The sequence below is a fragment of the Streptomyces endocoffeicus genome, from assembly GCF_016741935.1.
Lineage (GTDB): Bacteria > Actinomycetota > Actinomycetes > Streptomycetales > Streptomycetaceae > Streptomyces > Streptomyces endocoffeicus.
This window is the reverse complement of record NZ_JAERRG010000031.1, coordinates 89595-112499: the sequence shown is the minus strand read 5'-3', so window position 1 is coordinate 112499 and position 22905 is coordinate 89595. Positions and strand designations below refer to the sequence as shown.

The following is a 22905-nucleotide window of genomic DNA, read 5'->3' as shown; positions in this document are numbered from 1 at the left end:
ACCCAGGCCGCACGGCAGGACAACATCGACGCCTTCACTCGCGCTGACGAGGCATTCCATACCGGCATCGCCGCCGCCGCCGGAAACACGTTCTTCGCCTCCACCGTCGACGCGGTGCGACGCCTGCAGCGCCAGGTCATGGCCATAGGGCTGGCCGGGGTCGCGGGCGGATCCCTCCACGTGGCCGCCGGACAGCACGAAGCCATCGCCGAAGCCATCGCCGCCGGGGAAACCACCCGCGCCCAAGCCCTGATGGCCGAACACATCGACCTGACCGCCCGGCAATTCCAACAGGAGATCTGGCGCCGCGTCACCCCCGACGACATCCACTCCTGAACCCCGGACCCGGAAGCACGGGGCGAAGAACCCGCCGCGACCCCGCATCGCAGCTCGGCGCGGTGGTGCGGGAGTTCGCCGGCCGTGTCGGCATGCGCGCGGACAGTCGGATCGGTTCGATGAGTTCTGCTCCGCCGTCGCTGGGTTCTCGGAGTTGGCACCCGCCCCGAGCGCCGTGTCGAACATGAGGATCCTCCGGCTCATGTACCGGAGGAGTGGACATACGACTCGGGCAGGATCCCCAGCCGCCGCGTATCGGCCGTGCCCGCTGGCCGGCTCACTGCCCCTGCGACGGTGAGGGCTGGCCCGTTACAGAGGCAACACCGAGGCAATGTTCCATATCTATCGCGATCTTCCTTTGTAATACGTCAGATCTATAGTCTTGACGTCATCAAGCCCCCGCAAGATACTGAGCCTCGCCCTGACGTGGGTGCTGAATCGCGAATTACCTCGCCCGTCAGGGGCGCAGCCCCGTCGTGTGACCTCCGAACTGAAGCCGGGCCATGAAGTTCCAGTCGCTGGAGAGTCGGATTCATCGACGGATGTCCGCAACAGAAAGGCACACTTGAATGCTAGCTAAGTTGGCCATGTGGTCTGACCGGACACGCGATGGGGCGAGGGGGAGCCGTCGGCTTCGGTGGAAGCCGTCAGTCACGGACAAGACGCCATTCAGGCGGCAGGCCGTGATCCGGAGTCTGACCGCGGCCGCCCTGGTACTGCCATTGGCCGCGTGCGGGGGGAGCGGTGACGACAAGTCCGCTGATGGCACTGTCCACCTGGAGTTCTGGGGCTGGGCGCCGGGATACGACAAATCAGTCGAGTTGTTCAATGCCACCCACAAGGGCATCCAGGTCACCTTCAAGAAGCTGCCGTCCGGCAGCCAGGGCGGATACGACAAGATGCTCTCGGCGGTGAAGGCAGGCAACGCCCCCTGCCTGGCACAGGTCGGCTTCGAGTCCGTGCCCACTCTCCTGCTCGAGGGTGCTCTGGAGGATGTCACCGAGGCGGCTGGCGGCGCAAAGGGCAAGTTCGTCCCGTGGACGTGGAACCAGGTCACCATCGCCGGTAAGACCTATGGCATCCCGGTCGACACTGGCCCGATGGCGATGTACTACCGCAAGGACGTCTTCGACAAGCATGGCATCGCGGTGCCGACGACCTGGGACGAGTACGCCAAGGCGGCCGAGAAGCTGCACAAGGCCGACCCGGATGCGTACATCGTGAACCTGCGGGCGATCACGCTGTCCGGCCTGGCCTGGCAGAAGGGCGCCAAGTGGTTCAGCACCGAGGGTGATACGTGGCATGTCGGCGTCGATGGTCCCGAGACCAAGCAACTCGCGGACTACTGGCAGCGCCTGGTGGACAAGAAGCTGGTCGCCACGGATCAGGGCTACAGCCCCCAGTGGTGGAGCAAGCTGCAGTCCGGCAAGGTGGCCAGTGTGATCGGAGCGGTGTGGCTGAACCCGCTGATCGCACAGAACGCTCCCAAGGCCAAGGGCAAGTTCGCCGTCGCCCCGATGCCGCAGTGGGCGAAGGGAGAGAAGAAGTTCGGCAACGACGGCGGCGGCAGCACGGCCGTGCTCAAGGGCTGCCAGCACAAGGACGAAGCGGTCGAATTCGCCACCTGGATGAGTACCAACCCCGACAGCCTGAAGAACCTGATCACGAAGACCGGCATCTACCCGGCCGCCACCGCCGGACTCAAACTGCCCGAGGTGAACAGAAGGGTGGACTACTACGGCGGCCAGGACATTTACCAGGTGTTCGCCGAGGCCGCCCAGAACACCGACGGGAACTGGCAGTGGGGTCCCACGCAATCTCAGTTCGGCGCCGATCTGGACGAGGCAACCGGCAAGGCATACGCCGGTGCGGGCACGCTGTCCGACGCATTCCACAGCATGCAGGAAAAGACGCTCGCGGCAATCAAGTCGAAGGGCGTGAAGGCAGGATGACCCGCGAGGTCGAATCCCCTCCGGGGCCGGTCGTGCACCCTCCAGCGCCATCAGGGGGTCACGGCTGGTCCCCGCCGCCCACCGCCCTGGGAAGGAAGCGGCGGCCGGCCGGCAGCCGGACCCGCAACAAGCTCGCCAGCCGACGCAACCGGTCCGCCGGTGTGCTGCTCGCGCCCTTTGCCGTTCTGTTCCTGGCTGTGTTCGTCGTCCCGATCGGATACGCCGTGTACCAGAGCCTGTTCCGGGTAAAGCGCTCGGGACTCGGGCTGGAACCACCGCAGACCGTGTTCGCCGGCCTGGACAACTACACACGGGTGCTCGCCGACGACGCGTTCCTCAAGGGCGTGGGCAGGGTTTTGGCGTTCGGCCTGGTCCAGGTGCCGATGATGCTGGGGCTGGCCCTGCTGCTGGCGCTGCTGCTGGACTCCAGAGTGGTACGTCTCAAGCGCTTCTTCCGTCTGGCGTACTTCCTGCCGTTCGCGATACCCGGTGTGATCGCGGCGGTTCTGTGGGCCTTCCTGTACGTGCCCGGCATCAGCCCGCTGGTGGACCTCGGCAAGGGCATGGGCGTCGACGTCGACTTCCTCTCCGCCGACATGATCCTCTTCTCGATCGGCAACATCGTCACCTGGTCCTGGACCGGCTACAACATGCTGATCCTCTACACGTCGCTGCAGTCCGTCCCTCAGGAGCTGTACGAGGCGGCCGAGCTGGACGGATGCTCCGGTGTTCAGATCGCCTGGCACATCAAGGTGCCCCTGGTCCGCCCGGCACTCACCCTGACCGGGGTCTTCTCCATCATCGGCACGCTTCAGTTGTTCGGCGAACCGATGGTGCTACGCCCCATGACATCCGCGATCAGCACCAACTACACCCCGGTGATGCTCTCCTACCAGGCAGCCTTTGGCCTCAACGACTACAACTTCGCCGCCGCTGTCGCGGTGGTCCTCGCCCTCGCGACGTTCACCCTGTCCTACGGTTTCCTGCGCCTGAGCACACGAGGATCACGATGAGCCCACAGTCCACAGCCCCTCATCGCCGGTCCGGCCCGGGGCGTCCGGCGCCGCCCGCCCGCCGCCGTGGTTCACCGGCCGCCCAGTTGAGCACCACCGTGCTGCTGCTCGCGGTCGCGGGCTACTTCCTGCTGCCGATCTGGTGGCTGTTGGTTTCGTCGACGAAATCCAACGGTGATCTGTTCGGCACCAACGGCTTCTGGTTCGGCTCGAGCATCCGCATCGCCGACAATCTTGCCAAGGTCTTCAACCACAGCGACGGCGCTTTCACCCGCTGGCTCCTCAACAGTCTGCTGTATTGCGGTGTCGGGGCCCTCGTGGCCACACTCATCGCCGGGATGGCCGGGTACGCCTTGGCCAAGTACCCCTTCAAAGGCCGAGAAGGCGTGTTCGCGCTGATCCTTGGTGCGGTGTTGATCCCACCGCCGCTGCTCGCCCTTCCGCTATACCTGCTCGCCTCGGCCACCGGCATCGTCAACACATACTGGTCGGTGCTGATCCCGAGTGCCGTCACGCCGTTCGGGGTCTACCTCGCCCGCGTGTACGCTGCGGCTTCCGTGCCGGACGAGCTGACCGACGCCGCCCGGGTGGACGGTGCGGGCGAACTACGGATCTTCTTCACCATCGGGCTGCGGTTGATGTCTCCCGCTCTGGTCACCATCTACCTCTTCCAGTTCGTCGGGATCTGGAACAACTTCTTCCTACCCCTGATGATGCTCGCCGACGACAAGCTCTGGCCGCTCACCCTGGGGCTCTACTTCTGGAACAGCCAGCTACGAGACCAACCCTGGTACGACCTCGTGGTCACGGGCTCGCTGATATCGGTAATTCCCCTCTGTATTGCCTTTCTCACCATGCAACGGTTCTGGCGCTCAGGACTATCCGCCGGAAGCCTCAAGACCTGACAGGGCCTGTAGAAGTGGCGCGCGCTGTCGCGAAGTTTATGGCGTTCCGGTCTGGCTGCGGGGAGTGTGAAGTGACGCTGACGATCAAGGCGGCGTGATTCCGCCGCGATGCCGGACCGCATCCTTTGATGCGGCGGTATGGGCAGGGGGAGGCATCGATGCCGAGACTTGACTACGGCAGGATATCGGCTATTTCGACAAGCACAAGGAGGGTGCATGAAGAGATTGCGCAAGATCCAGTGCAGCGTCGTCGCGACCGCGATAGCGCTTGCCTTTGCGGTCGGCTGTGTACTCATGGGGCCGCAAGCCCAAGCAGTTCAAACCGGAGGCACGGCGCCGTACCTGAACCAATGGGCCGTCTCCGGTCCCTATTCCAGTCCGGTGGTCGAGCGGTCTCCTGAGCCGATTGTCCCCTCAATCGGCAGGTCTCTCGCGGACCCGCGCAACAACGAGACGTCGGCCTGGCGGTACTTCGACGATCGCATCTTCAATCGGAACTACGACGACTACAACGATCTGATGGGCTACTTCGACGTCAAGCAGGGCCAATCCACGACCGACAAGTGGGTTTTGGCCGCAAGCTACGTCTACAGCCCGACCACGAAAGACGTTCAGTGGCAGGTCGGTGGCTCCGGTGTGTACCGACTGTTCGCAAACGACGCTCCGGTCGGTCAGCAGGACAGCGTCGTGGACAGAGTCAACAAGAGCGGAACGAAGTATCCCGTCCAGCTGAAGCAGGGCTGGAACAAGCTTCTGATCGAGATTCAGCACAAGAACCCCAGCAAGAACAAGAACTTCCTCGGCTTCTACGCCAGGCTGTGCGACGGCAACGGAGACCTCATCCCCAACCTCACGCACTCTGTGGTGGGGCCGAACACGTCCGACAATGAGCTCTCCGTTGTCACGACTGGCCTCCGCGTTGACCGGGATGCGTTCAAGAAACGCAACGCGAATACGCCGGCGAACGACTACCCGTCCAACACCTTGCCGTACGCCTACGACGAGAACCCGTACGTCGGGATGGTCGCAACGATCGACGGCAAGCGGAACACATCGAGTACCGCCCCGCAGGCCGCTCCGTTCACCTTCCAGGCCGCCGGCGGGGCTCCCGGGTACAAGTGGACCGTCGCCGATGGCCAACTGCCGCCCGGGCTCGCCCTGGCAGCCGACGGTCATATCGACGGCACGGTCTCGGACGGTGCGCAGGGCAAGACACAGAAGGACTACACCTTCACCCTGAAGGTCACCGACGCTCAGGGCGCCTCCGCGACGAAGCAGTACACCATCACGGTCAAGAGGAACCCGGTCGATTGGTTCATCAACGGGAAGATGTCAGCCCTGTCACACACCACAGGGACCACGCCGAACCTGTACGACCCTAACTATCACTACGACGAATGGGCCCAGAAGGCCAAAGAGATGGGCATGACCATGCTTTCGACAGAGAGCATCCAGAACACCATCTACTACTGGCCGTCGCCGAATGCGAACCTGACCCCGGACGACAGCAACAAGCTGTACAAGTACAACGCGCTGTACAAGGCCGATGATGGCACCTGGCACGTGAAGGACCGCGTCAAGCAGGCCAAGGAGGCTGCCGAGCGGTACGGCTTGAAGTTCGGCGTCTACCTCTCATCGCTGTACGAGGGGTCCGAGATTCTTGAGAGCGACATCCAGGGCCTGGTCGCTCGATACAACCCGTGGTACGTGTTCGCCGATGGCGGCCCCGAGTCGTATTCCAACACCGACGTCGCCTGGAGCTCGGCTCGCAACTACAACGACCGGGTACTCATCGACGCGAACCCGAGTGCGCAAACCGGCGATCAGGACATCACCCTGCACGAGCGGCCGTTCTGGAACAGCGAGCCGTACACGGACGGCGGCTGGAGTGACCACATCCTGCCGCAGGGCAGGAAGGTCGCCCATGAGGAATGGAACGACCCCTACACCACGGCCCTGGACGTCTGGACCCAATACGCCAAGGGCAATGAGCGGGACGACTGGGCCGAAGCAACAAAGGAGCTGATCAACCAGTACGGCCACGGCTACGTCATGAACTATGACTCCTCGATCACCGTGACCCGTGGCATGGACAACCTGAGCAGCAACCTGGACAACACCAACATCTTCTCGATGGTGCCCATCTCCTCGCAGCAACTGTCGGACATGCGCGGGTCGATCGTGAAGTGGATGAACAACGGTGCCGGGCCTGATCTGCGCGAGTCCATGTACGGCACCACGCCGTACACCATGGACTACACGCTCAAACCGGGCTGGTACACCGATCCGCGGAAGGCCATCGCTCACGGTCAGGGTCCCGAGTGGGGCTACGCCATGGCTCGCGACCAGTACACCTACATGCACATGGTCAAGAACCAGATCTCCGGCGTGGCCAAGTCGGGCTTCACCGGCCAGGATCGAATGAAGCGGATCGGCCCGTTCGACTACAAGGTCGACGCCGTGGAGTGGCTGAACAAGGGGATCCGGCTGCCGTTCACCATGGAGCGGGACGGCGGCAAGTACTACATCGACATCGACACGTCCAAGGTGACCGCGGACCCCATCGACACGATCATCAAGATCAGGACGGGGAGCCCTGCCAGGGACTACAAGATGACGAGCGTCAAGCTGTTCAGCAGCCAGCCCTCGACAAAGGCTCTGCGGCTCAGGGCAGAGAGCTACATGAACGGTTACACCAACGTCCTCGCGCCGGCGAAGCTCAAGTTCACGAGCGACAACGAACGGGTGGCAACGGTGGGCGGCTCCGGCCGGGTCACTGCCGTCGGTGACGGGACCGCAACCATCAAGGTGACCGCGACCTACGACGATGGTGTGAACGATCCCCAGGTCAAGACCGACACGTATCCGGTCAAGGTGAGCAATGGCGCGATCTCGGCGGCTCTTCCTCTTGTCGGCGTGAACATGTACACCAAGGGGGCGCCGTTCTGGAGCCAGGTCTCAACGGACAAGGACGTCCCTGTGACCTTCAAGGGCTTCACCCGCAAGGGCGGTGGGGTTGACATCCTCGATGCCTCCAAGGTCAAGTACCACTACGCGACCGTCGACGGCAGGCGCGAAAACGGCGCCGGCAAGATCGTCGTCAACGAGGTATCGGCCGACGAATCTCCGTTCGTCGTCGAGGGCAACACCATGAAGTTCACCGGCAAGGTCACCAAGCCGGCGATGTACAGTTTCTGGGCCGACATCACGGTGGACGGGAAGACCTTCACCTCAACCCGGAACTACGTCACACTCACGCCCGATTCCAACGTCGCGCAGGGGATCGCGCCGAAGGTGTCCACCGACAGCGAGCACGCGGGGATGTTGTCCGACGGCACCATCAATGATGCGTCGGGAGGCAATTTCGACAAGTGGGCCGCGTCGGCCGGCGATGAATCCCCGAGCATCACCTACGACCTGCGGAAGACACAGGAACTGACCCGCGTCAACGTGTTCTTCAACCATCACATGCCAAACGCCGACAATGTGACCTACTACAACGTGCCGAAGAAGGTGAAGATCGAGTACAGCGATGACGGCGTCAAATGGACCACGGGCAACGAAACGTCCGTCCTGTCCGGGTCGGGTTTGCCGACGTCGAAGGACACACGGGCCGTTCCGCAGAGCGACATGACACTGTATGCCTGGGAACAGGAAGGCAACTACTACAACTATCCGGTCGATCCTGATCAGTCCAGTGTGAAGGCTCGCTATGTGAGGGTCTCGTTCCCCGGCGGTGGCCAGAACGGCAGCCCGATCGACGTGCTCGAAGTCCAAGCCTTCTCCTCGGGGGATTGACCGGGGGCGGGATCCGTCGGCTGGGTTCTCATAGCCGAGGTCGGTGGCGTCAGGCTCGCGGGCCCGGCGAACCTGGGAGTGAGGCAACCGATTTCCATGTGTCGGTGGCTTCACTCCCAGGGCTGCTGCCCGGCTGTCCCCATCGTCACGTGTCCGGTCACCATGGGGTGATCGCGGCCGGGCGGCTCGACCGCGACACGGTCTGTATGTGGACCGGCGTGATCATGCGGAGCGCGTACGGAATCGGCGCGAGCGCGGTGGGCGGCTCAACCGAGCTGAGCGCGGATGAGGTCGCGGTACCACGCGAAGGACGCCTTCGGGGTGCGGACCTGGGTGTCGTGGTCGACGTGGACGAGACCGAAGCGCTGGTGGAAGCCCTCGGCCCATTCGAAGTTGTCCATCAGGGTCCAGGTGAAGTAGCCCCGTACGTCCACGCCCTGGGCCACGGAGGCGTCGACGGCCCGGAGGTGGGTGTCCAGGTAGTCGATGCGGTCGAGGTCGAGGACGGTGCCGTCCGCGTTGACGACGTCCTCGGCCGAGCAGCCGTTCTCCGTGATGTAGACCGGCGGGAGTGCCGGATATCGCTCCTTGAGGCCGACGAGCAGTTCCCGTAGGCCGTCGGGGACGACGGGCCAGTCGAAGGCGGTGCGGCGGTAGCCCTCGATGGGGGCCTCTTCGAACGGCAGCCCCTCGGACGCCGGCGCCTGGATCCGGGTCGGGTTGTAGTAGTTGATGCCGAGCGCGCTCAGGGGGGCCGAGATCAGTTCGAGATCGCCGTCCCGGACGGAGCCGCCGAGGGTCGTGTCCACGCCGAAATCCGACAGGTCGGGGTAGGTGCCCGTGAGGATCGGGTCGTTGAACAGGCGGTTGTGCAGGTTGTCATAGGCTCGCGCGGCGGCGCGGTCGGCGGGGGCGTCCGAGGCGGGCCAGACCGGGGTGCAGTTGTTGGCGATCATCACCTGGAGGCCGCGCGCCCGCAGCTCTCTCAGCGCCAGGCCATGGCCGAGCAGCTGGTGGTGGGCAACCGGCAGGCAGTCCAGGAACAGGGTGCGGCCCGGTGCGTGGGTGCCGAGACCGTAGCCCCAGACCATGTGGATGAACGGCTCGTTGAGTGTGATCCACTTCAGGACGCGGTCGCCCAGTCTGTCGGCCATGATGGCGGTGTACTCGGCGAAGCGGTGCGCGGTGTCGCGGTTCAGCCAGCCGCCGGTGTCCTCGAGGCCCTGTGGGAGGTCCCAGTGGAACAGGGTCGGGACAGGCTCGATGCCGCGTGCGAGCAGGCCGTCGACCAGCCGGTCATAGAAGTCCAGGCCCCGAAGGTTGGCCTCACCTGTGCCGGTCGGCTGGATCCGGGGCCAGGCGATGGAGAAGCGGTAGCCGGTGAGACCCGCCTCGGCCATCAGCGCGATGTCCTCCTCGTACCGGTGGTAGTGGTCGCAGGCCACGTCACCGGTGTGCCCGTCGCGGACTATGCCGGGCCGGGCGGTGAAGGTGTCCCATACCGACGGCCCGCGGCCGTCCTCCTTGGTGGCGCCCTCGATCTGGTACGACGCCGTCGAGGCGCCCCAGACGAAGTCCGCGGGGAGGTGGTCCAGTGTCACATCTAGCCTCCTGAAATGTGAGGATGACTCATGTTAGTCTGCTCGCTGCGATGATGGAAGCGTGAATCAAGATCGCATCGCGGGGACGCTGCGCCGACGGCCCGTCCAGAAGCGCAGCGCCGAACGCTTCGAACGGCTGCTGGATGCCTGCGCCGAACTCCTGGACGAGGTCGGCTATGCCGCGCTGACCACCAAGGAGGTGGCCCGCAGAGCCGAGGTGCCCATCGGCACCCTTTACCAGTTCTTCTCCGACAGGGAGGGGTTGATCGGTGCGCTTGCCGCCCGCAATCTGGAGTCCTTCTTGCAGCGGGTCGCGGACCGGCTGGAGCGCGAGGAGCCCGAAGGCATCCCGGGCATCGTGGACGTCACAGTCGATGAGTTCGTCACCATGCGCCGGACGATCACGGGGTTCGGCGTGGTCGACTTCGGTGCGGCGGGGCAGGACCATATCCTGGAGCCGACCCGGGACAACAACACCGCGGTCGCCGGGCGGTTGCGCTCGCTGATCGCCTCCCTGACCGGTGGCCAGGGCGACGCCGAACTTGAGATCGCCGTGCGGGTGGCCCTGGAGTGCGCGGACAGCGTGCTGAAACTCGCCTTCCGTGCCGATCCGCAGGGCGACTCCCAGCTGATCGCTGAGTGCAAACGAGTCCTCAACAGCTATCTGAACGATCGACTCCGGTGACCGGCAACGCCTTCGTGGCCGTCACGGTGGGGGTGGGTCGTTGGCGGCCCGGGGGCAGGCGCGGCAGATCCGGGAGGGCCGGCCGGATCAGGAGAGAACCGGCCGGCCCCGGCCATGGGCACTGCCTCACGGGTGCCTCAGTTGGCGTAGACGCCGACCTCGCGCAGTGAGTAGCCCCACTGGGTGCCGCGCTCCAGCCCCTTGATTCGTAGGTAGCGCGCCTGAGTTCCGGCGATACGTGCCGTGTCCAGGCCGCCGTCACCGGCGGTCGTGGACCACACCGTCTTCCAGTTCGTGCCGTCTTCGGACAGCTCGACGCGGTACGACTTCGCGTACGCCTCCTGCCAGTCGAGGGTGACGCGCTTGACCGGCTTCGCGGATCCGAGGTCGATCCGCAGCCACTGGTCGTCGTTCCACTCGCTGGCCCAGCGGGTGCCGATGTCGCCGTCCACGGACTTGCTGGGCGCGAAGCTGACGAACGGGTTCCACCACTCCGATGACGACGCCGAGGCGGCCGCGCCCGAGGCCAGGTTCTCCCCGGAATGGTGCTTCTCGGTGTTCCCCCAGGTGCGGAGGTAGGACTCGGCGCCCGAGAAGAGGTCGTCCACGACCCCTTGGCCGCCGACGATCCGGATGTCCTCGATCCAGTCCGGGACCATGCCGTAGTGCGCGGCGCCGTCGGTGTTGAAGTCCCATGTGCGCTCGCCGGTGGTCTGCTTGTCGATCACTGCGCCGCCGTCCGTGCTGCGGAAGGGGTACTTCACCGGGTTCGGGGTATCCCCGCCCCGCGGGCCCGGCCAGCCGCCGACACCGTTCATGTCGGTCCCGTAGCCGTAGCCGACCTTGTACTTCTCGCGCAGCGCGTCCGTGCGTTTGGCCTCCTCGCTGAACGCCTCGGAGCCGCTCATGTACTGGGCGATGAACCCGCCGAGCTTGTAGAGCCGTTCGGTCCAGCCCGCGTCCATCCAGCTGTGCGAGGAGATGACGCCCGGGTACGACTCGGACTCGAGGATGTCGAAGGCCTGATCCGCGGCCTTGACGCTCATGTGGTCGACTTCGAGCATCATCTTGCGTTTCATCATGCCGCGCACCGCGTACGCTCCCAGGTCGGTCAGCCCGCGGGTGTTGCACTGCGCGCCCGAGGCGTACGTGGGGACGGACACCCCCTTCGGAAGCCGCTTCTCCGCCTCCGGCGCTACCGCGTTGCCGATGGGGTTGTCGTGCTGCGGGCCGCGGCAGGTCTCCGTCTTCCAGAAGGTGCCGGTCGACAGGAACTGGCCGACGTTGATGGCCGTACCGAGGGCGCCGGAGTCGAAGCGCACCCCGCACAGGGCGTTGTCGAACTTGTGGCACAGGAACATGCTGCGCACGCCCACTTTGTACAGCTCGTCCAGGCCGCGGTCGATGTCCTCCTCGCTGCACTGCGCCTTGTCCAGGATCTGCTTGCAGCCGAACGGCTCGGAGGTCTCGACCCCCAGGACGACGGCCAGTTTGCCCTGCTCGATGACCTCGCGGGCCTGCGCGCTGTCGGTGACGATCCGGAACCAGCCCTTGCCCGGGCCGCCGTACATCTTGTCGATGTAGGACTGCAGGTCATACGACTTCTTCGCCTCGAGGCGGATGGCGGTCATCTCGTCGCAGCTGCGGTCCTTGAAGAAGTAGACCGAGCAGATCACTCCGTTGGTGACCAGGTTGTTGACCAGCACCCGCTGGCCGCCGCGCCAGGCCCGCTCGATTCCGGCGTAGTAGTTCTGCTGATGGGTCAGTGAGTCGTGGGCGGGCCAGTCCTTGAACGTGGGCCACCCGTTGGGGTCGTGCCTGCCGTCGCCGCCCTTGGTGATCATGTCGAAGATGGCGAGTGAGCCGTCGGGGTAGTGCTCGGGACAGTCCTTGAGCGCGTCGGCGACGCCCTGCTCCGAGAACGGCTTGCCGCAGATCAGTCGGCCGCCGAAGCCCTCGTTGGCCATGATGTGGTCGTGGGCGTCGACGAAGCCCCGTACGCGCCCCTGGGCGTCGGTGCCCTTGAAGGGCTCGCCCGTGACGTCGATCTGAGCGTCGGGTGTGGGCCGCGAGGTCGGATCCCACCAGTTGGACTCCGCCGCGGAGCTGGGCGTCGGGCCGAGTGCCAGGGCCATCGCGGAGAGGAACAGTAAGACCACCGTGAGGGACCTGAGCCCGCGGCGCGGAGGTTGAACCATGAACATCACATTGATCCTTAATGTGAGCTGAGCTCATGTTTGGCCTCTACGTTAGGTACGCGAGCCCGCAACGCCAACCCCCTGACGGGGGCTGTCGCAGGGACATGGGGAAGGGCGCCCCACTGGAAACGGGGTGCTCGCACGCCCGGGAGCGGGGACGCCGATACCCTCTGTGAACACCGCTTCTTCGCCGGCATCACCGACCTCGTGGGCGCGCCCGACGAACTCATCGGCGAGCACGGCGACATCGCCTGGCGCACCAGGGGCCCGGTCTACCGGTGCCTGGCAGCGGGCGGGCGCGGGGAGCCGATGCCGGCTCCCCGCGCCCCGCACCATTCACGACACGCTCGGCTACTTGACGATCACCTCGCTCACCACGGGCGCGGCCGAACCGTCGTCCCACACGAGCCGCACCGCGTCCGCACTCGCCCCGGCGGGTGCGGGCCGCGTCGTGACGGGGCCGTCGAGTGGGCCGAGAGTTTGCCACTTGCCGTCGATGCGCAGACGCACCTGGGCCTTCGAGGCGGTCGCGTCGTCCGGGCGCAGCACTGTCACCGAGGTCACGGCGTGCGGCGCCGGATAGGTCACCGTGAGCGCGTCGCCCGGAGCCGGCGCGGAGGCGGCACGGTAGGGGGTCTCGGGGACGCCGTCCGCGGCAGCGGACAGGCTGCTGCCGTCCGCCGCGGCCGGGCGGCCGCTCACCGTGGGGCGGTCCGGCCGCGCCACGGTGAACTCCCGGACGGCCAGCCAGTTCACCTGGTCGGCCGTCGCGCGGACGCGCACGTACCGAGCGGTCGTCCCGCTCGGAACGTCCGCCGTCCACGTCGCCTTCCCGTCGAACTCCGTGCCCAGCGCGTGCCAGGTCTTCCCGTCCGACGAGTACTCCAGTACGCCTTGGTGCAGGTAGTCATCGGTGCTGCCGGGCTTGCCCATGGCCACCGTCACCGAGCCGAGCGGCTGTTGACCCCCGAGGTCGAGGCTGACGCCCTCGCCCGTCTTCGGTGACCGGCTGCTCCAGAAGTACGTGGAATCGTCGCCGTCCGACATCCGGTCCGCCGTGTTGCCGTTGTACACCGGCAGGTCCGTAGCGGCGGTCGGCTGCGGCTCCAGGCCGAGCTGCGCGTTGGATGTGTCCCGCACCTTCGCGAAGAACGGGTCGAGGACACCGTCCCCGATGACCACCGGGACCTTGTTGCCGTCGAGCTCGGTGTACCGGTACGACTTCGCCTTTGCGATCAGGGTGGGCAGCTGCTGGCGGAGTGTCCAGGCCGCGGCCGTATGCCCGGCGTGCTGCTCCTCCAGCATCCGCATTGCCGCGATCCCGGCCACGCCCCACGCCTGCGCCGAGTCCAGCCATGGTCCGGCGTCCTCGGCGAAGCCCTTCTCGACGCCGCCGCGGATGGTCGCCGGCGCGTCCCGGAGCGCCACGAACGCCGCCTTCAGCCGGGACGCCGGAACCGAGCCCGTCCAGTAGCCCTTCATCAGCGTCGACAGCTCCGGCGCCGCCACCGAGTTGACCGGCGAGCTGTAGTTGACGTCCGTGAACGTCCGCAGCGCCCGCTCGACACGGGCGTTCCCGCCCGCGGCTTCCTGGACGGCGCTGGTGTACGACGCGCCGGGGTCGTACGCCGAGTCGTTCCACGTGTAGTCGGCGACGGTGTGCAGGGCGAGCTTCGAGGCGTACGGCTGGATCATCGGGTTGGCGGTGATTCCGGCCAGCTGTTCGGCCAGGCCCTTCTCACGACCGCTGAACGGGCCGAGGAACAGCCGGCCAGTCGCGTAGTCGTTGACGGGGTAGTTGTCCCAGGTCAGGATCGAGTGCCCGAAGACCTCCTTGGCCCTCTTCGCCTGATCCACCGTCATCGTCGGTGCCACCACGCCCTCGCCCGTCCACTCGACCAGCACGTCCTTGTCGAGCTGTCCGGCGAGAGCCGTCTTGTAGGGGGTGGAGGTGGTGTTGTAGTACTCCGTAGGCACCATCTGCAGCGGCCGAGCGCCCTCGTGTGTCTTGACGAACTGCTGGTTGACGCGGTTGAGCAGGTACGCCTGTGCCTGCCCGGCCGCGCCGCCGCCGGTGCCCCACTTCGCCTTGTCCGCGTCGCAGTTCCAGTCGGTGTAGCTGATGTCGTCCAGCGGTACGGCGAACTGCCGCACCCCGATGTCCCAAAGTGTCTGGAACTTGCCCGTCAGGGCCTTGAGGTCGTCATCGGAGCTGTAGCAGACGCTGAGGCCGGGGGAGAGTGCGTAGGTGAATTCGACGTGGCTCGCCCGCGCCCGGTCCACCAGTTCCTTGAGCTGGGCAAGCTGGTCGGCCGGGTAGGCGTCGCGCCATTTGGCGCGCAGATACGGGTCGTCCTTCGGCGAGTACACGTAGATGTTCATCTTGTGCTTGCCGTAGTCGTCGAGCTGGTCCAGGCGTGCCTTGTGCGACCAGGGGGTGCCGTAGAAGCCCTCGATGACGCCGCGCAGCGGTGTCGAAGGCCAATCGCGCACGGCGAGGCCGCGCACGGTGGCGCCGGCGGTCTTCCGATGCGGAAGTATCTGGCGCAGCGACTGCGCCGCGTAATACGTGCCGGTCGGGTCGGCGCCGGACAGGACGATGCGGCCGGCGCCCTTTCCGCCCAGGGCGAGGACGTAGCCCTCGGCGGCGAGCTCGGACGGTCCGTCGGTGTGCAGAGCGTCGAGCGCAGGCGCCGACGCCGGGTTCTCGGTCGGCCCGCCGACATAGACCGCCAGCGAGTCGGACCTCGTGGGCGTGTGCCGGGCAGTGGTGACGTCCTGGGCACCGGCCGCCTTCAGCGCGGCGGTGGTCAGTTTCACGGCGGCCGGGTCGGACTTCGAGCCGGTGACGACCGTGACGGCAGGGGTGATGGTGATCCGGTCGGTGCGTCGCTGCTCGGTGTGCGGGGTCGGGGTGATGGTGGGCGGGCCCTCCTCGGGCCGGGGCCCGGCCACGGCCGGGGCGGAGCCGAACGTGAGGGGAGCGGCGGACAGGGCGGCCGCGGCGAGAACGGCTATGAGCGGTGTCCTGCGGGATCTGTGCTTCGTGCGGAACATGGGTGAGCCTCCACGGTTGGCACATGTTCTAGTGGACTAGACCACTCTGGTGGGGTGTTGTCAATGTTGCGCGGCTGGAGGATGCTTCGAGCAGCTTCGAGCAAGCGCACGCGGCGTTTCGAAGAGGTCGAGCAGAAGACCGACCGCGAGTTCGGGATCATCAAGAGCGACCCCTTGACCACGACCTCGACACACTGACCGCGCTGGTCGAATCCGGAGCGACGCCCACGGTGCCGGTGGTGAACGTGGCGTGGGCGTCGGCGACTCCGGGACCGCCCTTACCGGTGATGGTGAAGGTGACGTTCTTCGAGGTCTTTGGGATGCCGGTGATGCCGCCGGTGTCGGGGTTGAGTGTCAGGCCCGCGGGCAGCGAGCCGGAGGTGACGGAGTAGCGGACCGTTCCCGGGCTGTTGGTGGCCACCCGCGCCTCGTACAGCTTTCCCGCGGCCAGTGCGGGAAGACCGGTCGTGGTGAACGCCGGGGTCGGGGCCGTGACGGTCTGCGCGGGGCCGACGGGGTTGCCGGAGCCGTCGAGCTGTTGCAGCGACCAGGACCGGCCGGGCGTGATGGCGCTCAGATGCCAGTGCGTCGACTGGTCCCGCAGCTGTGCGCGCTGTTCCGCGGTGAACGCGCCGAGGTTACGTGCCGTCTCCCATTGCTTGACGGCGTCCAGCAGTGCGGCGGTCTTCGATCCGGCGTTCAGGGCGGACACCGAGGTCTGGAATCCCGCTCCGGCGTTGAGGCCGGCGCCGCGGGCCAGGTCGTCTTCCACCGTCTGGAGGCTGCTGTTCAGGGAGATCCAGCCGAGCATGCCGGGAAGGTAGTTGTCCTGGTAGTAGGCGTTGTTGAGGAAGACCTGCTTCATGCTGGTCGAGCCGACCTCGCCCCAGCTGGCCCGGGACAGGCCGTCCCAGATGTTCGAGCCCATGCGGCTGGTCTCGGAGATGAAGCCGTCCTTGGTGTTCTGCCGGCGGAACGTGCCGTTGACCAAGCCGGCCATGCCGTAGGCCCCCCAGCCGGACTGCGAGGCCGACTCCAGGCCGTCGAACGACATGGCCCTGACGCCGGTGGTGTTCCAGATGGTCGAGAAGCGTGTGGCCATCGCGTTGATGATGTCCAGGTTGCCCAGGGCCCCGCCGTACTCGTTCTCCGGAAGCCGCCGGGCTGTCGTGCCGCTGGCGTGGGCCGTGGGGGTGGAGCCCCACCGCCCGCGGTTCAGGCCCCTGATCTGGCACCGCCCGTCGACGGTGCTGGATGAGCCGTAGGTGAGGAACTCGTCGCCGATCAGCAGTCGCTTGCCCAGGACGCCGTCCGTCAGCGGCGCGCAGCTGGTGAGGGAGGCGGTGGTGTCCCCGGCGGCCATGTTCTGTGCCAGTTCGGCACGCTGTCCGACAGCCAGATCGGGGCTGGGCGTCGGTGTGACGTAGGCGTCGTTCGTGTCGATGAAGTCCGACAGCGTGTGCGTCCCGACCTGGACGCCGTCGGCGTTTGCCCGGCTTACCAGGCCCGCGGCCGCTCTGTCGCCGCCGCCGAATGAGCTGTTGAACTGGTAGTGCCCGGCGGACTGCCAGGGTCCCTCGGCGTTGGGCAGCGAGTAGATCACCTTGATCCCGGCGGCCTTCGCGTGCGCGGCGGCCTGTTTCACGTTGCCGGTGTTCAGATCGGACAGCACCAGGAACGACTGGGACGTGGCCTGTGCGGTCTTCTGCCACTGTCGGTTGATCGTCGGGTACGGCAGGCGTTGGCCGGTCGCCATCGCCGACAGCACCGTGGGTGCCATGTCCGGGGTGGTGCCGAAGAGCGCGATGCTCGAGCCGACGACGGAGCCCTGGCTCCCCGGCAGCGGTTTCGTCGGGATCGGATAGGCGGGGCCGCCGTTGACTGTGGTCTGGCGGTTTCGCTGCTTGGTGTAGTCGAACGTGAAGGCGCGCAGCAGCGTCCCCCAGGGGGTGCGTGCGCCCACGCTCCACTCCTCCAGTCCGTTCGGCGACACCTGGAGCTGGGAGGGGTTGGTCTGCACCTCGTCCTGCCAGCCGACGGATGTGTTCACCTCCTCGCGCGGCCAGCCGCCCTCGGTGCGGTCGGTCAGCGGCTTCATCCCGACGGCGAAGCCGCTGTCGCGCACGATGCCGGCGGCTTCACCGAGCGTCTTGGTGATGTCGGTCGGCAGCGGGCCCCACAGCAGGGTCCGCAGGTCGCCGTCGCCGGGTGCGACGGCCTTGGTGACGGTGAAGGTGGAGTAGGTCGTCTTGTTCCGGACGGCGACGTCGATCTCGAAGCCGTCGGCGCCGGTGAACTTGAGCGTGTGGTCCGCGCCGAGGGTCAGCTTGGTCGGCCGCACCTGCCGATCGCCGACCATCAGGCTGACCAGCGGGGCGGTGCCGTGCCCGGTCGCGATGTGATTCTCGCCGGTCCGGCGGTCGGTCAGGGCGGTGACCTGGCCGGTGCCGCTCAGGTTCAGGTGGAGGTATCCGGCGTCGATCGCTACGCCGTCGGAGCCGGTCCGGCCGACAGCTGCCACGGCGGCCCGCGCGCTCATGACAACAGTGCCGGTCGCGGCAAGTGCGAGGGTCAACGCGGCTGCTGCGAGGGCCCTGGGCCTCGATCTCCGCGCTCTGGTTCGTGGGTTCACGGCTGTGCTTCCCTTCCGTGGTGAGGGTGCTCCGGGCTCGGGTCGCGGTGGTACGCCCGCCGCCCCGTTCGCGAATCCGGGATGGCGGAGATCCGGACTCAGAGCTCGATGACGGCTCCGGCGAGGCGGGCGCGTTCGGCGGCGAAGACCACGCGATGGCTGGCCAGGCTGGCGTCGATGCCGGAGACGATGAGCTCTGGGCGCCCGCCGTGCAGAGCGTCGAGATAGGCGTTGAACATCGCCTCGTCACCCCCGGCGTGCCCGCCGGCGGCTGACGCTTCGTCAAGTGAGGTGTCGTGGACAGTGCGGCTCTCGGTGCGGAAGTCGAAGACCTCGATGTGGCGGCCGTCTCCGGTGAGTTGGCCGCCGGTGCCGAAGATCTTCGTGTGGCGGTTCTCCAGTGGGGTGAAGGCGGTCAAGGTGAACGACGTGGTGACCCCGCCGTCGAACTCCAGGTTCACCACCTGGTGGTCGAGGACGTCGTTGTCGCCGTGGTAGACGCAGCGGCCGTAGGGGCCGTCGGTCAGCGCGTCGGTCACCGCCCGCTCGGTCAGTTCGCCGGCGCTCATGATCCGGGTGAAGTACTGCTTGATGCCGTCGTCGCGCAGGCCCCCGCGGTACAGCGTGGTGGCCGAGTAGGCGCAGGTGTCCTGGAGCGGGCAGGTCACGCAGCGGTCGGTGGCGCCGTCGGGGGCGGCTTCGGGCCGGAAGTGGGTCAGCGAGCCGAAGGAGCTGACCCGGGCCACCCGCCCTCCGACGACGTCCGTGATCCAGTCGATGTCGTGGCAGGACTTGGCCAGCAGCAGCGAGGAGGACTCGTCCTCGCGGTGCCAGTTGCCCCGCACGAAGGAGTGCGCGTAGTGGTAGTGGCCGATGGGTTCCAGGTGCTGGAGCGAGACGATGTCGCCGATCGCGCCTTCGGCCAGGAGCTGCTTCAGCTTGACGGTGTAGGGGGTGTAGCGCAAGACGTGGGTGATGGCCAGGGCGGTGCCGTTGCGCCGCACGGCCTCGGCGATGGCCTCGCAGTCGGCCTCGTTGGTGGCCATCGGCTTCTCCAGCAAGAGCTGGTAGCCGAGGTCGGCCAGGGCGACGGCCGCGGCGACGTGATCGGCGTCCAGCAGTGCGATCACCGCGACATCGGCCAGGCGCGGGCGGCCGAGCAGGTCGCGCCAGTGCTCGAACCGGTACTCCGGGGCGATGCGGTGTTCGGCGGCGAAGGTGTCGCGGACCTGATCGCGCGGCTCGGCGACGGCGACCACACGCGCCACATCAGGGCGTTTGGCAGCGAGGTCGGCATACGTGGCACCGCGTGCTCCGGCGCCGAGGATCGCCAGAGTGAGCGGACGGTCCATCGGGCCGTTGATGGTGCCGGTGATGAACGTGTCGGACACAGCAGTGATGGTGGGGTTCAAGAGGTACTCCCGTACGCATGGTTGGGTGGCTGTTGTCGCCGGGTCGTCAGCCCTTTGTCGCCCCGCCGGTCAGGCCCTTGACGAAGTGCCGCTGGAAGGCCAGGTAGAAGACGAGGATGGGCAGGGTCGCCAGGAACATCAGTGCGAAGACCTGTCCGAAGTCGCTCTGGTGCTCGCCGATCGCGCGGTAGATGCCGACGGTGACGGTCGTTCCGTTGGCCGGGCCCAGCAGGATCAGCGGGTTGAGGAAGTCATTCCAGATCCAGACTCCGAGGAAGATCAGCACGCTGGCCGAGGCGGGCCGCAGCAGTGGGAAGACGATCTGCCAGAAGATCCGGAAACGTCCGGCGCCGTCCAGCGCCGCGGCCTCCTCCAGTTCGACCGGGATGGTCTTCACGAATCCCGTGAAGACGAACACGCCGAACGGCACGTAGTAGCCCACGTTGACCAGGACCAGGCCGGGGATCGTGGTCATCAGTCCGAGCGAGCGCAGGACCTCGGTGATCGGTTCCAGGATCACCGCGGGCGGGATCATCAGCCCGCACAGCAGTACCGCGAGCGCCGCCTTGGCCCAGCGGCCGGCCGAGCGCGCCAGGTAGTGGCCGAGCATCGCCGAGACCACGGTCAGCACCGTGATGGAGATCGCGGTGATCTCGACGCTGTTGATCAGGCCGTACCAGAACAGATGGTCGGGGCGGGAGATGACCTGCTGGACCGAGGCGAGTGTCGGCGGGATCGGGAGGCTCACCGGGTGGGCGGTGATGTCCTGGCCGCGCTTGAAGACGTTGACGAGGACTTCGTACAGCGGCAGGAAGAAGACGGCGGTCACGAAGGTCGCGGCGATGGGCCGGACCCAGGAGGGGGTGCGGGGTCCGCTACCGGCGTTCACCGCGTGACCTCCCGTCGTTGCAGGACGCGGAGGGCGAGGACCGAGATCGCCGCGATGATGATGAGCATCAGCGTCGCCATCGCTGAGCCGTAGCCGATGTGGTTGCCGATGAACGTGGTCTGCACGACCTGGAAGGCGATGGTGGAGGTGGTGCCGTTGCCGGGCCCGCCGTTGGTGACCACCTGGACCTGGTCGTATACCTTGAAGCCGGTGATCAGCAGCATGACGGTGTTGATGGTCAGCGCCGGCGCCAGCATCGGCCAGGTGATGTGGCGGAACCGGGCCAGCCGGTTGGCGCCGTCGATCTCGGCGGCCTCCAGCAGCTCGGCCGGGACACCGGCCAGGCCCGCCAGGTAGACCACGACGCAGAACCCCAGGACCTGCCAGGTGAGGATGAAGGCCACCGAGTACAGCGCGAGGTCCGGATCTGACAGCCAACCGGGTGGGTGGGTCACGCCAAGGCCGCGAAGCGCCGAGTTCAGCAGGCCGTCGTCGGTGAGGATGGCCTGCCAGATGACGCTGACCACCACGGAGCTGAGCACCACCGGGGTGAAGAAGACCGAGCGCAGCGCGTTGTACAGCCAGCCGCTCCGGGCGAGGAGCTGCGCGATGGCCAGGCCCAGGACATTGGCCGCGACGGTCACGATGACCGTGACGACCAGCGTGTTCTTCAGCGCTCCGGTGAAGTCGGAGTCCTGGAGCAGGCGTGTGTAGTTCAGCAGGCCGACCCATCTCGTCCGCGGGTTGGCGGGGTTGCGGTTGGTGAAGCCGGTCCGGACTGTCATGGCGATCGGGATCAGGACGAAGATGAGGAAGGCGAGCAGGCCGGGCGCGGCGAAGGTCAGGAAGTGCAGGGCTTTCGGGAGCAACCGGGCGCCGGCCGGTGGGCGCGTGTTCCGTCTTGCGGTGGGGGAGCCGGTGCCCGTTGGGCGGGTGAGTGTCGCGGACATGGTGGACTCCTGGTCTCCTGGTCTCCTGGTCTCCTGGTCTCCTGCTCTTCGGGCCCGGCGCGCGATGCCGTGGTGCGGGTCGATGCCGCCCCCTCTCCTCCCTGCGATGTCGGCGAGGTCCGGGCGGATGGTTACTGGCTCGCCTTGGCCCATTCGTCGTCGAGGAACGAGCCGAACTGGTGGGCGCTCTTTTTGCCGTTGATGAGGTCGGCGACGCCGGCGGCTGTCTTGTCGGCGAGACCCGCGGGCATGGAGCCGTCACCGGTCTCGACGGAGAAGGCGTTGACAATCGCATTCTGCTTGACCGCGTCCTGGTACAGCCTCAACGTCTCGGTGTAGACAGGGCCTATGTCGGACGGCGTGGTGTAGTCCTTGAGCGCGATGATGGAGCCGTCGGTCTTCACCGAATTGTCCAGCGAGGTCTTGTCGAGCATGAACGCCAGCGCCCACTTCTTGGCCAGGTCGACGTTGGGCGCCTTGGACGAGACCGACATGCCGCCACCGGTGTAGGCCGGGACCGCCAGGGATCCGTCGTCGGACGGCCAGGCGAACACGCCGACATCGAAGCTGGGCTTCTTGGCGTCGGCCGAAGTCGCGAACCACGAGCCCATCGGGTACATCGCGCCCTTGTTGTCGCGGAATGCCTGCTCACTGGCGGCGTAGGAGCGGGACAGGCCGGCGGTGCCGATGTAGCCCTTCTTCGCCAGGGCGGCGACCTTGCCCACCGCCTTGGTGAACGCCGGGTCGGTGAACTTGGCCTTGCCCGCGGCCTTCTGCGACAGCCAGTCCGGGTCCTGCTGGTAGGTGTCGGTGGCCACGGCGCCGATCAGCGGGTACATATCGGCCCAGGTGTCCTTGCCACCGCCGCCGACCACGAACGGGTTGATGCCCTTGGCCTTGAGCTTGGCGCAGTCGTCGAGCAACGCGGCGTAGGTCTTCGGCGGGGCGGTGATCCCGGCCGCAGCGAAGTCGGACTTGTTGTAGTACACGAGCGGCGTGGGCTGCGTGTTGTACGGCAACTGGTAGACCTTGCCACCGATCGGGTTGGAGTGCGGCGAGACGAAGTCCGCCAGCTCCCCGTCCGTCCACGGCGCAAGCTGTCCGGCCTGGGCGAAGCCGTTCGGCGACACCGCGATCATGATGTCGGGCAGCTGGCCGGAGGCGGCGAGTTGCTTGGCGTAGCCGACCCGGTCCACTGACGGTGCGACCAGCTTCTTGATGGTCACGCCCGGGACCTTGGCCGACGCCCGGGCAATCGCGTCGTCCCAGTACTTGGCCGTCAGGTTCGGGGTCTCGAAGGTGAGGAAGGTCAAGGTGACCTTGCCGCTGGAACCGCCGCCCTGGGCGGAACCGCTGCCGGAGGCGCCGGCCACGCAGCCGGAGAGCGCGAGTGCGGCGGTGAGTGCGAGTGCGGAGAGCATCGCTCTGCTTCGCATGATGGATGTCCTTCCCGGCCCGACGGAGGAGCCTGGGTGCG

At 66.7% G+C, this 22905-nt stretch carries 14 protein-coding genes; 6 read left to right on the top strand and 8 right to left on the bottom strand.

Annotation, left to right across the window (positions count from 1 at the left end):
* The 5 genes from JK364_RS44975 to JK364_RS44955 all read left to right on the top strand — a co-directional run.
* Positions 1 to 336: FCD domain-containing protein (locus JK364_RS44975; RefSeq protein WP_201857228.1), on the top strand; the 336-nt coding region annotated here is incomplete at its 5' end.
* A 683-nt stretch (positions 337 to 1019) separates the two neighbouring features.
* Complete coding sequence (locus JK364_RS44970) at positions 1020 to 2288, top strand: ABC transporter substrate-binding protein (RefSeq protein ID WP_307841587.1); 1269 nt, start codon at positions 1020 to 1022, stop codon at positions 2286 to 2288.
* A 197-nt stretch (positions 2289 to 2485) separates the two neighbouring features.
* On the top strand, positions 2486 to 3301 hold the full coding sequence (locus JK364_RS44965) for a carbohydrate ABC transporter permease (RefSeq protein ID WP_307841586.1): 816 nt from the start codon (positions 2486 to 2488) through the stop codon (positions 3299 to 3301).
* Positions 3298 to 4206 carry a carbohydrate ABC transporter permease gene (locus JK364_RS44960; protein WP_201857226.1) on the top strand — a complete coding sequence of 303 codons (909 nt, stop codon included), beginning with the start codon at positions 3298 to 3300 and terminating at the stop codon, positions 4204 to 4206. The genes JK364_RS44965 and JK364_RS44960 overlap by 4 nt, the downstream gene beginning before the upstream one ends.
* A gap of 216 nt (positions 4207 to 4422) precedes the next feature.
* Positions 4423 to 8004 carry a putative Ig domain-containing protein gene (locus tag JK364_RS44955; RefSeq protein ID WP_230993466.1) on the top strand — a complete coding sequence of 1194 codons (3582 nt, stop codon included), beginning with the start codon at positions 4423 to 4425 and terminating at the stop codon, positions 8002 to 8004.
* A 266-nt stretch (positions 8005 to 8270) separates the two neighbouring features.
* On the opposite strand, the gene JK364_RS44950 is transcribed toward JK364_RS44955, so the two are convergent.
* Entirely contained in the window at positions 8271 to 9605 is a 1335-nt protein-coding gene (locus JK364_RS44950; RefSeq protein WP_201857225.1) for a GH1 family beta-glucosidase, read from the bottom strand.
* Positions 9606 to 9666: 61 nt separating this feature from the next.
* Here JK364_RS44950 and JK364_RS44945 point away from each other — a divergent pair, with 61 nt between their 5' ends.
* On the top strand, positions 9667 to 10290 hold the full coding sequence (locus JK364_RS44945) for a TetR/AcrR family transcriptional regulator (RefSeq protein ID WP_201857224.1): 624 nt from the start codon (positions 9667 to 9669) through the stop codon (positions 10288 to 10290).
* Between the two features lie 137 nt (positions 10291 to 10427).
* Here JK364_RS44945 and JK364_RS44940 read toward each other — a convergent pair whose 3' ends face one another.
* From JK364_RS44940 to JK364_RS44910, 7 genes are all read right to left on the bottom strand, one after another.
* Positions 10428 to 12494, bottom strand: a complete 2067-nt coding sequence (locus JK364_RS44940) for a discoidin domain-containing protein (protein ID WP_201857223.1) — start codon at positions 12492 to 12494, stop codon at positions 10428 to 10430.
* A 345-nt stretch (positions 12495 to 12839) separates the two neighbouring features.
* A complete protein-coding gene (locus JK364_RS44935; RefSeq protein WP_201857222.1) occupies positions 12840 to 15545 on the bottom strand; it encodes a glycoside hydrolase family 84 protein in 2706 nt (901 codons plus the stop codon).
* A gap of 160 nt (positions 15546 to 15705) precedes the next feature.
* Positions 15706 to 18084 carry an Ig domain-containing protein gene (locus JK364_RS44930; protein WP_201857221.1) on the bottom strand — a complete coding sequence of 793 codons (2379 nt, stop codon included), beginning with the start codon at positions 18082 to 18084 and terminating at the stop codon, positions 15706 to 15708.
* 191 nt (positions 18085 to 18275) lie between these two features.
* The gene (locus JK364_RS44925) at positions 18276 to 19568 is read right to left on the bottom strand and encodes a Gfo/Idh/MocA family protein (protein WP_307841585.1); all 1293 of its coding nucleotides are present in this window, start codon (positions 19566 to 19568) and stop codon (positions 18276 to 18278) included.
* Between the two features lie 67 nt (positions 19569 to 19635).
* A complete protein-coding gene (locus JK364_RS44920; RefSeq protein WP_372462072.1) occupies positions 19636 to 20433 on the bottom strand; it encodes a carbohydrate ABC transporter permease in 798 nt (265 codons plus the stop codon).
* 41 nt (positions 20434 to 20474) lie between these two features.
* On the bottom strand, positions 20475 to 21428 hold the full coding sequence (locus tag JK364_RS44915) for a carbohydrate ABC transporter permease (RefSeq protein WP_201857219.1): 954 nt from the start codon (positions 21426 to 21428) through the stop codon (positions 20475 to 20477).
* Between the two features lie 131 nt (positions 21429 to 21559).
* Entirely contained in the window at positions 21560 to 22864 is a 1305-nt protein-coding gene (locus JK364_RS44910) for an ABC transporter substrate-binding protein (RefSeq protein ID WP_201857218.1), read from the bottom strand.
* Between the last annotated feature and the right edge of the window lie 41 nt (positions 22865 to 22905).

Bases quoted from the DNA above. Each gene is read 5' to 3' on its own strand.
- JK364_RS44960 (WP_201857226.1), top strand. From the start codon at position 3,298: ATGAGCCCACAGTCCACAGCCCCTCATCGCCGGTCCGGCCCGGGGCGT.
- JK364_RS44955 (WP_230993466.1), top strand. From the start codon at position 4,423: ATGAAGAGATTGCGCAAGATCCAGTGCAGCGTCGTCGCGACCGCGATA.
- JK364_RS44940 (WP_201857223.1), bottom strand. From the start codon at position 12,494: ATGTTCATGGTTCAACCTCCGCGCCGCGGGCTCAGGTCCCTCACGGTG.
- JK364_RS44935 (WP_201857222.1), bottom strand. From the start codon at position 15,545: ATGTTCCGCACGAAGCACAGATCCCGCAGGACACCGCTCATAGCCGTT.
- JK364_RS44930 (WP_201857221.1), bottom strand. From the start codon at position 18,084: ATGAGCGCGCGGGCCGCCGTGGCAGCTGTCGGCCGGACCGGCTCCGAC.
- JK364_RS44915 (WP_201857219.1), bottom strand. From the start codon at position 21,428: ATGTCCGCGACACTCACCCGCCCAACGGGCACCGGCTCCCCCACCGCA.
- JK364_RS44910 (WP_201857218.1), bottom strand. From the start codon at position 22,864: ATGCGAAGCAGAGCGATGCTCTCCGCACTCGCACTCACCGCCGCACTC.